The sequence below is a fragment of the Streptomyces sp. NPDC051561 genome (assembly GCF_044454195.1).
Lineage (GTDB): Bacteria > Actinomycetota > Actinomycetes > Streptomycetales > Streptomycetaceae > Streptomyces.
Genome location: NZ_JBITDM010000001.1, coordinates 379,569 through 392,955, shown reverse-complemented (window position 1 = coordinate 392,955; position 13,387 = coordinate 379,569). Strand labels below are relative to the sequence as shown.

General features: G+C 71.1%; 8 protein-coding genes and 1 pseudogene. 3 read left to right on the top strand and 6 right to left on the bottom strand.

The genetic code is table 11. The annotated features are described in order from the left end of the window. Positions 1 to 101: 101 nt before the first annotated feature. The 6 genes and pseudogenes from ACIA73_RS01720 to ACIA73_RS01695 all read right to left on the bottom strand — a co-directional run bounded on the left by ACIA73_RS01720 (position 102) and on the right by ACIA73_RS01695 (position 9,932). Positions 102 to 3,422 carry a S8 family peptidase gene (locus tag ACIA73_RS01720; protein ID WP_399436741.1) on the bottom strand — a complete coding sequence of 1,107 codons (3,321 nt, stop codon included), beginning with the start codon at positions 3,420 to 3,422 and terminating at the stop codon, positions 102 to 104. Positions 3,423 to 3,670: 248 nt separating this feature from the next. Beyond that, the gene (locus tag ACIA73_RS01715) at positions 3,671 to 5,620 is read right to left on the bottom strand and encodes an ABC transporter ATP-binding protein (RefSeq protein ID WP_399436230.1); all 1,950 of its coding nucleotides are present in this window, start codon (positions 5,618 to 5,620) and stop codon (positions 3,671 to 3,673) included. A 481-nt stretch (positions 5,621 to 6,101) separates the two neighbouring features. After that, positions 6,102 to 6,249 (bottom strand): annotated as a pseudogene (locus ACIA73_RS01710) (DUF4442 domain-containing protein); the annotation flags it as partial. 492 nt (positions 6,250 to 6,741) lie between these two features. Continuing rightward, a complete protein-coding gene (locus ACIA73_RS01705; protein ID WP_399436229.1) occupies positions 6,742 to 7,818 on the bottom strand; it encodes a chitinase in 1,077 nt (358 codons plus the stop codon). A 295-nt stretch (positions 7,819 to 8,113) separates the two neighbouring features. After that, on the bottom strand, positions 8,114 to 8,737 hold the full coding sequence (locus tag ACIA73_RS01700; protein ID WP_399436228.1) for a hypothetical protein: 624 nt from the start codon (positions 8,735 to 8,737) through the stop codon (positions 8,114 to 8,116). A 211-nt stretch (positions 8,738 to 8,948) separates the two neighbouring features. Beyond that, positions 8,949 to 9,932, bottom strand: coding sequence for an MFS transporter (locus ACIA73_RS01695; protein WP_399436227.1), 984 nt, complete (start codon positions 9,930 to 9,932; stop codon positions 8,949 to 8,951). Between the two features lie 172 nt (positions 9,933 to 10,104). On the opposite strand from ACIA73_RS01695, the gene ACIA73_RS01690 reads away from it, so the two are divergent. From ACIA73_RS01690 to argG, 3 genes are all read left to right on the top strand, one after another. Continuing rightward, complete coding sequence (locus tag ACIA73_RS01690) at positions 10,105 to 10,698, top strand: TetR/AcrR family transcriptional regulator (protein ID WP_399436226.1); 594 nt, start codon at positions 10,105 to 10,107, stop codon at positions 10,696 to 10,698. 56 nt (positions 10,699 to 10,754) lie between these two features. Continuing rightward, the gene (locus ACIA73_RS01685) at positions 10,755 to 11,690 is read left to right on the top strand and encodes an SDR family NAD(P)-dependent oxidoreductase (RefSeq protein ID WP_399436225.1); all 936 of its coding nucleotides are present in this window, start codon (positions 10,755 to 10,757) and stop codon (positions 11,688 to 11,690) included. 118 nt (positions 11,691 to 11,808) lie between these two features. Then, the gene (gene argG, locus ACIA73_RS01680; RefSeq protein ID WP_399436224.1) at positions 11,809 to 13,254 is read left to right on the top strand and encodes an argininosuccinate synthase; all 1,446 of its coding nucleotides are present in this window, start codon (positions 11,809 to 11,811) and stop codon (positions 13,252 to 13,254) included. Positions 13,255 to 13,387: the final 133 nt, after the last annotated feature.

Below are 13,387 nucleotides of genomic sequence, written 5' to 3'. Positions count from 1 at the left end.
CCCCGCGCGCGGGGGGGGCCGGGGCGGGCCCCCCCCCCCCCCCCCCCCCCCCCCCCCCCCCCCCCCCCCCCCCGGCCGGCCCACCGCTGCGTGCGGTGGGCCTACTTCGCGCGGTAGGCGTCGGTGATCTCCTGGGTCACCGTGTTGCCCTGCTTGTCGGTGGCCGCCGCCTTGAGCGAGACGCTCCTGCCGGCCGCCGGGCTGAGCACGGGAACGTGCCCGGCCACCACGGGCGTCCGGATCCAGTGCGTGCCCCGGTCGTACGACGCGTACACCTTCAGCGACCTGAGGTTGTCCCCGGCGGCCGCGCCCACGATCGACACCGGCACCCTGAGCAGGCGGTGCGCGGGAGTGGTGGAGTCGAGCGCCAGCTTCGGCGCGAAGCGCACCACGGACAGCGGCAGGAAGGTCTGCTGCGCGGTGTTCTGCGAGGAGAACGTCCACTCGGCGCTGACCCGGCTCGACACGTCGCAGACGCCGCTGCGCGAAGCGGTGGAGGTCAGCCGGTAGCCGGCCTTCTCCGCGGGGATGGTGAAGGATCCGCCGATCTGGTCCCTGCTCTCCACCAGTTCACCGCCCCGGTACAGGCTGGTACGCGCGGAGTCCACCAGGGACGCCCCGCTGTGACCGGCACTGTCGGAGAACAGCGGCACCGCGGCGGTGAGCAGGTTGCCCGAGCGGACAGCCCCGGTCGACCTGCCGTCGGCCTGCGGGCCGAAGACACCGATGTTGTAGTCGAGCCGGTACGTGGTGCCCGCCCGATATCCGCGCGTGGCGTCCTCCTGCCGGCCCTCGATGACCGCTCCGGCGGAATCACGCTGCTGGAGTCCGATGTTCCACTGCTGCCCGTCGTCCGCGGACAGGTACATCCGGAAGTCGCGGGGGATGTCCTGGATGGGCGTGAAGGTCATGCCCACGCTCATCCCGGTGTCGGGCCGTACGGCCAGAGCGCCCTTCTTGCCCGCGGCCGGCGAACCCACACGGACGTCGGCCGCGGCGAAGGCGTCCTGGTCCGGATGCCGGGTGAAGCCGTCCGACACCCGGTCGCCCGAGGTCCCGTACACCACGTTGTACTGCGTACGGTCCGGCTTCTCGAAGGTGCCGTGGAACTCCTGGCGGATCTCGCCCGGCTTGCCGGCTCCGCCGAGGTTCCCGACCCGGATCTGGTCGAAGGAGTTGGCCAGAATGTAGTGGTGGAGCGGCAGCAGCCACTGGAACTCGGTGCTGACGCGCACCAGTTGGGGCGCGGCAGCGGGGTCGGGCACGGTGATGTCGACCGGCTTGGCGGCGCGCGAGTCGACGGTGAGGGTCTGGTCCCTGTCGACGTTCAGGGCCGGCTGGAACAGTGCGTCGACGCCGGTGATCCGGCCGTCCTCGACGACCTGGAAGCTGTGGGTGGTGTAGTAACGGCCCTTGGGCAGGCGGACCTTGGCCGAGGGTGAGGCCTCGGTGAGCTCGGCGGAGACGCCGAAGGAGGTCCCTTCGAGACCCTGGACGCGGGTGCGGAACTGCTGCGCGGGGCCGCCGTCACGGCCGAGGTGCGCGAACGTCACCTCGTACGACTCCGTGGCACGCTGCACGACTGCCGCGGTGTGCAGGACCTGGCCGCCGCCCGTCGCGGTGACGCGGGCGTCGTAGACGCCGTTCACGGTGCCGCCCGGCCTGGTGTCGGCCGTCACCGTCGCCTCGGCGGTGCCGCCCGCCGGGACGGTGAGCTTCGGGGAGCCGAGGGCGAACATCCCCTGCGGAGCCGGAGTCCCTCCCGGTGCGGTGCCCGCGACCGTGAGGTCGAGAGTGACCGGCTGCGTCCCGAGGTTGCGGTAGGTGATCTTGCGGGCGACCGGTTGGTCGTCCTCGTGCGGCCAGGTCTGGGTGCCGAAGTTGACGCTGCCGGACTCCGCGACGACCTGCGTGGCGATCGCCCTGGTGAGGTCGATACGGCCGGAACCCTGTTGGTATCCGGGGAAGTTGCCCGGGGCGGTCGCCGAGGAGAGGAGGGCCTTGAGCTGCTGACCCGTCCAGTCGGGGTGCTGCTGCTTGAGCAGCGCGGCGGCGCCCGAGACGTGCGGGGTGGCCATGGAAGTGCCGCTCGCGGCGGTGTATCCGTCCGGTCCCGGCGTTCCCATGGTGGTGCCCGCGGCCCGCGCGGCGACGATGCCCACACCCGGGGCGGTGACGTCCGGCTTGATCGCGCCGTCGCCCAGGCGCGGACCGCTGCTGGAGAAGGACGCCATCCGGTCGCTCTTGTCGACGGCGCCCACGGTCAGCGCCGCGTCCGCGCTGCCGGGCGTGCCTATCGTGCCGGACGCGTTGGGGCCCGCGTTGCCCGCCGCGACGACGAACAGCGGGCCGTCGCCGGCCGAGAGGGTGTCGACGGCCTCTTCGAGCGGGTCGGTGCCAACGTTGTCATTGGCGCCGAGGCTCATCGACACGATGTCCGCGCCCTGCTCGGCGGCCCACTCCATGCCCGCCAGGATCCAGGAGTCGGCACCGCTGCCCGTGTCGGAGAGGACCTTGCCCACGAGGAGTTGCGCGCCGGGCGCGACGCCCTTGTACTTCCCGTCGGACTTGACGCCCGTACCGGCGACGGTTGAGGCCACGTGCGTGCCGTGGCCGTGGCCGTCGACGGCACTCGCGTCGGAGGTGAAGTTCTGCGCGTCCAGGACCTGTTGGGCGAGGTCGGGGTGGGTGCTGTCGACGCCCGTGTCGAGCACGGCGACCTTGACGCCCGTGCCGTCGTAACCCGCCTTCCAGGCGTCGGGGGCCCCGATCTGCGGCACGCTCACGTCCAGGGAGACCCGGGCCCGGCCGTCCAGCCACACCTTCCGCACACCGGGAGCGGCGGACCGTACGCCGGACTTCGTGGCGTCGGTGAGGGCCTGCCACGCCGGGGCCGCGCCCTTCGCAGGCACGGTGACGGCCTCGGCGTTCAGCTTCTGGAAGCCGCGTGTGACCCGGGAGCCGCCGGCCCCGCGCAGCGCGGCCTTGGCCGCCGGCTTGCCGCCCGCGTACGAGACGATCAGCCCGAGCCCGTCGGGGTGCACCTCGCGGTAGTCGGCCCCGGCCAGTTCGGTCACGTCGAACAGCCGGGGATCCAGCGTGCCGTCGACGATGAGCCGCTCGGCATCGGCGGGGACCACGCGGGTGTGCCCCTGGAACTCCTCGACCTCGACGGGTATCCGCTCGCGCCCGGCGGCCCGCTCCAGGCCGACGGCGGCTCCCTTGCCGTCCACCGCGACCCGGTCTCCGGTGATGAGGGTGACCCAGCGCTGTGCGGCGGTGTCGGCCTTGAGCAGCGGGGTGGGGAGCGGCAGGGCGGGCTTCCCGGCTGCCGACGGCGAGGAGGTCGTCCCCATGGTCAGTGCCAGGGCGGCGGTCACGACGGTCGTCGCGACGCCTGCTCTCTTTGCTCTTCTGGGCAACACATCTCCTGAAAAGGGGTGTTCGCACGTGATTGATTCCGTGCGGTGGTGTCTGAATCGTCGAGAAGTATGCGCGCAGAAGTGCCGGAGGAGGAGGCCGCCGGAAGTTAATTCGCGATCTCCACAACTCACGGAACGGGAGCTTCCGGATCGTATGGAGTGAGAGGTCACAGCTCCGCCGCGAACGCTCAGGGGGGAGCAAATCCACGCGAGAAGAAGGGTGTTGGGTCCCGCGGGTCCGCGACCGTTCAGTCGGCCCGGTAGGCGGAGGCCTGGAGCGTGTAGAGCTCGTGGTAGAGGCCGTGACGGGCCATGAGCTCGGTGTGCGTGCCGTGTTCGTGGAGTCGGCCCTGTTCGAGTACGTAGATGCGGTCCGCCATCCGCACACTGGCCAGCCGGTGCGTGATGAGCAGTACGGTGCGGCCGTGGGCGAGTGCCTTGATGCGCTCGAACAGGGCGTGCTCCGCGCGGGCGTCCAGGGCGGACGTGGGTTCGTCGCAGATGAGGAGCGGGGTGTCGCGGTAGAAGCCGCGGGCGATGGCCAGCCGCTGCCACTGGCCGCCGGACAGGTCGCGGCCCTCCTTGAACGACCGGTCCAGGAGCGTGTCGTACCCCCGGGGCAGCGTCTCGATGAAGCTGTCCGCACCGGCTTCCCCGGCCGCCTCGCGGACACGGGCCTCGTCGCCGGGAGCTCCCAGGGTGATGTTGTCGCGCACGGTGAGGGGCCAGCGTACGAAGGCCTGCGGGATGGGAGCGACGAGGGCGGGCAGGCCGTCGCGGTCGGCCTCGGCCGTGGAGAGGCCGTCGTAGCGGACCTCGCCGTCGTCGGGCAGGTACAGGCCGGCGATGATCTTCGCGAGGGTGGTCTTGCCCGAGCCGTTCTCGCCGACCAGGGCCACGACCTCGCCGCGCCGCAGATCGGGGTCGACGCCCTGCACGGCGGGGGAGTCGGCGGCGGGGTAGGTGAAGGTGACGTCGCGGGCGGTGACCTGCGTGAAGGAGGAGGGCAGCGGCCGGGTGCCGTTGGTGATGCGGCGCGGGGCGACCTCGTCCCGCAGGGCGAGGAAGTCCGACACGTACAGCCCGTCCTCGTAGGCGAGGTTCACGGAGTGGGTGAGCCCGGTGAGCATCTGCTGGGCCGTGCGGACGGCGACCAGTGCGGTGCCCGCGGCGGCGAAGGGGATCCGGCCCGAGATCAGCAGCAGCCCGAGCGCCAGGTAGATGGCGAAGGTGGCGATGCCGCCCAGCGCCTGCCCCTGGCCCTGGAAACGGATCTGCTTCCCGGCCAGTTGCAGCAGCCGGTCGCACACCGCCTGCTGCACGCCGCGGAACTCCCGCATGAGGAAGTCCCGCATCCCGAAGGCCCTCAGTTCGGCGGCCGGTTCCCGCTCGGCCAGGAGCTGGCGTACGACCTGCTCGCGACGGTAGAGCGCGGCGACGCTGCTGTACATCCCGTAGCTCTCGCGCGCGGAGCGCACCGACGCCCAGGCGGGCGGCAGCGCGGCCAGCAGAACCAGGGGCACCAGCACCGGGTGCAGGAGGGCCAGGGTGCCCGCCACCGCGATCATCCCGAACAGCGAGGTCGCGATGGACAGCGTCACGCTGACCATCCGGCCGGTGCTGCTCGCCCCGCGTTCCTGCGCGCGCTGCACCTGGTCGTGGAAGTCGGGGTCGTCCAGGGCGACCAGATCGACCCGCCCGACGACGGTGAAGAGGGAGAGCAGGGCAGTTTGCTCCACTTGGGGGACCAGCCGCTGCTGGAGCCAGTCGACGCCCAGTTGCAGAGCCCCCCGCACCGCGATGATCACGGCGAGCCAGACGAGCGAGGGGACGGCCTCCTGGACCCGCTCGCGGGTGGGTCCGCCGGTCAGCAGGGACTCCAGCGCCCCGTTGGTGGCGAGCAGCCCGAACGAGGTCAGCACGGCGGCGCTCACCCCACCGACCAGGGCCGCGGCCGTGTCCCGGCGGCTGGCCTGCCAGGACAGCCGCAGACCGTGCCCGATCAGCCGGGGCAGCCGACGCACCATGGTGAAGTACCCGGTGGCCCGGACCTCGGAGTCGAAGGCGTCCCAGTGGCGGCTCTCCACCGTCAGCTCCTGTTCGGGGAGCGCGTCCGTGGTGTCCGCCGCCCCGGCCGTACTCGTCGTGCGGGCGGCGTCCGCCGATTTCGCCGTGTCCTCTTCCGGGGCCCCAGACATGGGGCCATGATCGCCTCCGGGGTCCCGGCGGACCATTCGGGGCGCGCATCCGCGCGCAGTCTGCGCAGTCTCTGGGCGGGACGCTGCGTAACGCCCTCGACTGACGTGACCAAGCCCCGCCCCCCGGCCGGCACTGGGCCGCGACGGGTTCCTCGGCGGCGAGCCTGTTGGTGAACTCCCCGGCACGGGGTCGAAGTCGGTGCACTGCATCTCGCGTTCGGCGCCCGTGACCGCTTGGCCGACCAGAAGATTGCCTTCGGCGTCGATGCGCTGCGGGCGCCCCTCCGCGTCGGTGAGCAGGCCGACGGTGGGCCGGGCGAACCCGCAGCAGTGGGCGCTGCCTTCGCTCAGGCTGGTTTCCAGGACGGGCTGCATCCCCTCCACGACGGGATCGTCGGAAGTGGCGCCGGTGAGGCCCAGCCACAGCCTGCGCTCGCCGGCGATGCGGGGCTTGCTGCGGCCGCAGGCGAACCCGTAGCCCGGCCTGTCCGCCGGTGCTGTGGGCGATGGCGCCGGTGGCGCCGGCGTGGATGTAGCCGTGCTGCCGGATGACCCCGGGGCGGGCGGAGCACGATGTGTACGCGGCCCGGACCGATGCGGGTGAGGAGGGCGCCGAGGTGGGACATCAGGCCCGGCCGGTCGAACCTGTCCTGGACGCGCTTGCGTCCTGCGGGGCTCGCCTGCTCGTGGTGCGTCGCGTCTTGCCCGTGCGTGCTCGCCTTCGGGTCCGGATCGGATGGAGCCGACGGCAACCGCGAACAAGCCGCCCAGATTGCCGCGCAGGCGTGCGGCGAACTCCCCGACTCCTACCGCACCGGTCTCACCCGCACCCGCACCCGTATCCGTATCCGCACCCTCGCCCTCTGCCGCACGCTGCCCCAGCAGACCCACGGCCGGGATCTCCTCTTCGTGGCGATTGGGGTTCACTTATACGTGGGCCCGCCGGGCTGCCCCGCCCGCCCTCATCCAGCCGCGATCCAGCTAGCGTGTGGAGAACGACAGGTAATGACGGGTGACGAGCCGTCAGGTCATCCAGCCAAAATCCAGCCACGGGGACGCGGAACGGGTCCGCCCTGGAGGGGGCGGACCCGTGTGACCTGCTGGTTTGGTAATTCGGCTGATCAGCGGGATTGCAGTGCCTTGACGTTGTCACCGAAGGTCCAGTTCTTCGATCCGTCCCAGTTCAGGGACCACGTCATCAGGCCCTTCAGTCCGTTGTTGTAGTTCTTCCAGGCCTGGGAGACCAGGGACGGGGACATGTGGCCGCCGCCCGCGCCCGGTTGGGCGGGGAGGCCCGGGACCTGTTTGTCGTAGGGGACCTTGATGGTGGTGCCCTGGATGACGAGGCCCTTGTTGAGGCAGTCGGTCTGTTTGGTGAAGCCCTGGACGGTGCCGGCGGAGTAGGAGTCGCCGGAGCAGCCGTACATGCTGCCGTTGTAGTACTGCATGTTGAGCCACCAGAGGCGGCCGTTGTCGGCGTACTTCTTGATGATCGGGAGGTAGGCGCCCCAGATCGAGCCGTAGGCGACGCTGCCGCCGGTGACGTAGGCGGTTTCCGGGGCCATGGTGAGGCCGAAGTTGGGGGGCATCTGGGCGAGGACGCCGTCGATGATGCGGATGAGGTTGGCCTGGGAGGTGGAGGGTTTGGTGACGGTGCCGCTGCCGACGAGGCCGGTCTCGATGTCGATGTCGATTCCGTCGAAGTTGTAGGTCTTGAGGATCGGCACGATGGTGGCGATGAACTTGTCGGCCACGGCGGTGGAGTTGAGGTCGATGCCGGCGGTGGCGCCGCCGATCGAGAGCAGGGTGGTCAGGCCGTTGGCCTTGGCCTGGCACATTTCTGTGGGGGTGGCGACCTTGACGGTGGCGTCCATGCCGTCTTCCCACAGGGCCGTGCCGTCCGAACGGATCACCGGGAACGCGGCGTTGATGACGTTGTAGCCGTGCTGGGGGATGCGCGGGTCGGTGATCGGGGTCCAACCGAAGGGCGGGTGCACGCCGTTGGCGGCGCCGTCCCAGTTCTCCCAGTAACCCTGGAGGACCTTGCCGGTGGGCTTGGACTTCACCGGGCAGGTGGCGGCGGCGGGGAGGGAGGCGGGTGCTGAGGAGGGTGCGGTGGGGGCCGCGGCGATGGTGAGGGGTAAGGCCAGGGCGGTGGCGAGGGTGGCCTTCAGGGTGGTGCGGGCGCGGGGGGACATGCGGGGGACCTCCTGGGTGGGGACCGGGAGACGCGGTGGGGGAGTAGGGGTGCGGTGCGCCCACACGCTAGAGAGGTCCAGACCAATGGTCAAGAGGTCTGGACCGGGTTGGGGTATGCCGTCGGGGGATAGCTTCCGGTGATGAGGTGTGGGGTGGCGTACGGGGTCCGGGGTGGGCCGGGCCCCGTACGCGACAGCCGGCAGCCGGACAGCAGCCGGCAGCCGGACAGCAGCCGGCAGCCGGACAGCAGCCGACAGCCGGACAGCAGCCGACAGCCGGACGACAGCCGGTCGGTCAGCGGTGGCCCGCCGCCTCTCCGCCCGGGAGGCCCGGGATCTTTACGCCGGCCGGGTCGACGGGGAGCGTCGGGAGGATGTCCTTCACCGTGCTGAGGCCGCTCTCCAGGAAGATGCTGACGGCCATTTGGCCCAAGTGGACGATGAATGTGCCACCTGCCGTGATGGCGGCGCCGATGTCGGCCTTGAGGGCGGCCTCCATCATCGCTGTGGTGTCGGCCTTGATCAGGGCGACGGAGGACTTGAGGTCGGCGCGGGCGGTGGCGGCGCGGCCGTGGGGGTTGGCGGGGGAGCCGCCGGGGATGATCGCGAGCAGGTTGTCGAGGCTCTTGTCGGACTCCTTCTTGGCCTTGGCCAGCTTCTGCGGGTCCTTCTCTCCGTTGACGGCCAGACCGGCGAGCTTCCCCGTCTTCTGCGAGGCGGCGCCGAACTTGGTGACGGTACGGACGGCCGACGCGACCTTCTCGCGGTCCTTGGTGCCGTCGTCCGCCGGCTGGGCGGCGGAGGCGGGCGCGGACGGGGCGGTCCGGGCCTCCGGTGAGGCGACGGCTGCGGGGCCCAGGGTCAGCGCACCGCACAGGGCGACGGTGACGGAGGCGGAGAGGGCGGCGGTGTGGACCATGGGGTGGTTCCTTCCGGTGGTGCGGCGATGGGACGTGCGCGGCCGGTGGACCGGCCGATCTGTCCATGAGGTCCTGTCTCATTGATCACACTCAGTCAGGTGACGGTCACTCGCAATCGCAGGTCGGTGGGCCCGCACGGTGTCCCGGGTGGGGCGGGGCGGGGTGCAGCCGGGTGCGAGGCCCGGTCGGGTGGGGTGGGGTGATCGAGCGTCAGTGGGGAGAGGACGGGTTGCCGGCCGGGGCGGACTTGGGAAGGAGGCCGAGGAAGGGGAGGCAGAGGACGGTGACGGCCATGACGGTGATGACGGCGAGGGTCATGGCGTGGTCGGGGGCGCCGCCATGGAGGTAGACGGTGGTGACGGTGGCGGAGCCCAGGGCGGTGGCGAGTTGCTGGACGGCGGTGAGGGTGCCGCTCGCGCTGCCGGCTTCCGCGGGGTCGGTGTTGCCGATGGTGATGTCGAAGAGGGTGTCGAAGCAGGAGCCCATGCCGACGCCGGCCAGGACGCCGGCGGGTGCCAGGGCGAGCAGGGTGACGTCGGTGCCGCTGGTGATCACGAGTGCCAGCAGCCAGCCGGCGCCGGCGAGGGTGACCAGCATGCCCGCGAGGATCAGGACGCGGCCCAGCTTCTTGGCCAGGGCCATCCCGGCGCCGGCGCCCACGATGATGCCGAGCGTCAGCGGGAGCATGCCGACGGCGGCGCTGCCGGGGTCGGCACCCAGGGCCTGCTGGATGAAGAGGGAGAGGACGAAGGCCAGTCCGTTGGTGACGGCGAAGAACATCAGGCCGACCAACAGCCCTGAGGTGAAGCCCTTGTTGCGGAACAGGGAGGGCTCGATGAGCGGCGCGGCGGCGGTGCGCTGACGCCGGGCGAACAGCAACAGGAAGACCACGCCGAGGGCCAGGGCGCCGAGTGAGAGGGCGCTCCAGTCGGACTCGGAGCCTTCGATGAGGCCGAACATCGTCCCGAACATGGCCAGGGCGAGGGTGCCCGCGCCGACGCCGTCCACGGTGACGGCCGGGTCGGCGGTGTCGTGGGGCAGGATCCGGGCGGCCAGAACGACGCCGATGGTGCCCAGGAGCAGGTTGACCAGGAAGATCGGCCGCCACGACAGCCCGGCGAAGTCGGCGTCGATGAGGAAGCCGGCCAGGACCGGTCCGCCGATCGTGGCGATGCCCAGGAGTGGCCCGAACATTTGATCAGACCGGCGCCGCCGCCGATGTCCGCCACGATCGTGGGCGCCGCGATGTTCGTGACCGTCGCGTCGATAAGTGAACGGAGTGGGATTTCCTATTCACAATGAAATGCATCACTGGCCAAAACTGTAATGAGTAGTATTTTGGAATGTGTGGTGCTACCTTTCGGGTATGACGAACACTGGAGCCACGCCCGGCAGGCGCGAACGCAAGAAGGCGGCAACCCGCAAGGCCCTGGCCGACGCGGCCCTGGAGCTCTTCCTGGCGCACGGATACGAGAAGGTGACGATCGCCCAGATCGCCGAGGCCGCGGACACCGCGACCACGACCCTGTTCGCGCACTTCCCCGCGGGGAAGGAAGCACTGATCCTCGACGACAGCGGGGAGCGGGAGGCAGCCCTCGCCGACGCGGTCCGCAACCGGCCCGAAGGCGGTTCGGCCCTGGAGGCCCTGCACGCCTTCTTCGCCGCCCGGGCCCCTTTCGCCGACGAGAAGGACCTGCCCGAGCGCTACCGGCGCGCGGCGGCGCTGATCATGGAAACCCCGGCGCTGTGGCCCTACGCGCGTCAGGTCTGGGTGGCCTGCCAGGCCCCGCTCGCCGCCCTGCTCGCCGAAGCCACCGGCCGGGACGAGCCCGACGAGTCCCTCTTCCTGCTGGCCCGCTACGTACTGGAAACCCCGGACCTGGCATCGGGCCGCCCCGACCGCATGGTCACTCTCGACGAGGCGTTCCGCCGCCTCCGGCAGGCCTGGCCCGAAGTCTGAGCACGCCCCCACCGCCGCCCACGGGCACCACCCGTCACACCTTTCAAGGAGCCCCCGTGGCCTGGAACGTTCACAAGCCCCCGCGCGCCGAGGGCACCACCGTGCTGGTGACCGGCGGCAACGCCGGCATCGGCTACTTCGTCGCCGAGCAGCTCGCCGCCGCCGGAGCGACCGTCATCATCGGCAGCCGCAGCCCGGCGAGGGCCTCCGCCGCCGTGGAAGCCGTCACCGCCCGCGTCCACGGGGCCCGCGTCCGGCACATACCCCTGGACCTGGCCGACCCCGCCTCCCTGCGCGCGTCCGTCGGTCAGCTGGACACCGATGCCCTCGACGCCGTCGTCCTCAACGCGGGCATCGCGCTCGACAGCCCGCCCCGTGAGCAGAACCACCACGGCCACGAGCTGATGTTCGCCACCAATCACCTCGGCCACTTCGCTCTGGTGCACTGGCTGGCGCCCTGGCTGGAGCGGGCACCGGCCGCCCGGATCGTCACCATGGGCAGCTTCGCGGCCCGCTCCGAGCGCCTCGACCTGGACGACCTGCAATCCGTACGCGACTACGACCCCAAGCGCACCTACGGGCGCTCGAAGCTCGCCCAGATGACCTTCGCCTTCGAGCTCGACCGTCGGCTGCGCGCTGCCGACAGCACCTGCATGAGCGTGATCGCCCACCCGGGCGGCGCCCTGGACGCCCTCACCCCACCGCGCCCCGGCATCCACCAGCGCTCCGGCACCCGGCATCTGCTCACCCTGCCCGCGAAGGTGCTCGTGCAGGGCAAGGAGGCCGGCGCCTGGCCCGCGGTCCGCGCCACCCTCGACCCGGACGTACGAGGCGGCCAGGTGTGGGGCCCCAGCAGGTTCGGCCTCAGCGGCAAGCCGCACCTCGAAAACCCCCAGCCCCATGTGACCGACCTGCCCACCGGCCAGGCCCTCTGGGAGGCAAGCGTCCGACTGTGCGGCGGGCCGGTCCGCGTGGAACCTTTCGCGTTCTGACGCCGGTCAGCGCGTTCGCCGCTGGGAAGGGGGAGGGTGGGGGTGGGGGGAAGGGCCGAACGAAGTTCCTCCTCGAACCGTCTTTGCATGACCATGCGTGATCATGCATACTCTTCCTATGTCTAAGGTCCTTACTTCCCTTCCGGCCGGCGAGCGCGTCGGCATCGCCTTCTCCGGCGGTCTCGACACCTCCGTCGCGGTCGCCTGGATGCGCGACAAGGGTGCCGTCCCCTGCACCTACACCGCCGACATCGGCCAGTACGACGAGCCCGACATCGCCTCGGTGCCCGGCCGCGCACAGGCGTACGGTGCCGAGATCGCGCGTCTGGTCGACTGCCGCGCGGCGCTCGTCGAGGAAGGGCTGGCCGCGCTGACCTGCGGCGCGTTCCACATCCGCTCCGGTGGCCGGGCGTACTTCAACACCACCCCGCTGGGCCGGGCCGTCACCGGCACGCTGCTGGTGCGGGCGATGCTGGAGGACAACGTCCAGATCTGGGGCGACGGTTCGACCTTCAAGGGCAATGACATCGAGCGGTTCTACCGCTACGGGCTGCTCGCCAACCCGCACCTGCGGATCTACAAGCCCTGGCTCGACGCAGACTTCGTCACCGAACTCGGCGGCCGCAAGGAGATGTCGGAGTGGCTGCTCGCCCACGAGCTGCCGTACCGGGACTCGACCGAGAAGGCGTACTCCACCGACGCCAACATCTGGGGCGCCACCCACGAGGCCAAGACCCTCGAACACCTCGACACCGGGGTCGAGACCGTCGAGCCGATCATGGGCGTGCGGTTCTGGGACCCGTCGGTCGAGATCCTCACCGAGGACGTCACGATCGGCTTCGACCAGGGGCGTCCGGTCACCATCAACGGCAAGGAGTTCGTCTCCCCCGTCGACCTGGTGATGGAGGCCAACGCCATCGGCGGCCGGCACGGCATGGGCATGTCCGACCAGATCGAGAACCGGATCATCGAGGCGAAGAGCCGGGGCATCTACGAGGCCCCCGGCCTGGCGCTGCTGCACGCGGCGTACGAGCGGCTGGTCAACGCCATCCACAACGAGGACACCCTCGCCCAGTACCACAACGAGGGACGGCGCCTCGGCCGTCTCATGTACGAGGGCCGCTGGCTGGACCCGCAGGCGCTGATGGTCCGCGAGTCGCTCCAGCGGTGGGTCGGCGCGGCCGTCACCGGTGAGGTCACCCTGCGGCTGCGGCGCGGCGAGGACTACTCGATCCTCAACACCACGGGTCCGGCGTTCTCGTACCACCCGGACAAGCTCTCCATGGAGCGCACCGAGGACTCGGCGTTCGGCCCGGTGGACCGGATCGGCCAGCTCACCATGCGCAACCTGGACATCGCCGACTCCCGCGCCAAGCTGGAGCAGTACGCGGGCCTCGGTCTGATCGGCAACAGCAACCCGGCGATCGGCGCCGCCCAGGCCGCCGCGACCGGGCTCATCGGCGCCATGCCCGAGGGCGGCGCGGAGGCCATCGCCTCGCGCGGCGAGGTCTCCGGCGACGAGGAGATGCTGGACCGGGCGGCCATGGAGTTCGGCACCGACTAGGTCCGGCGGGTCGTGGCGGGGCCGGTCCTGCGGCTGGTCGCGGGGCGGGTCCGGCGCGGGAAGCGACGCGCGCGGGAACTGCCGGTTCCGGACGGCCCGGACGGTGGAGCTCCCCCGCCCGGATCCGTGCGGC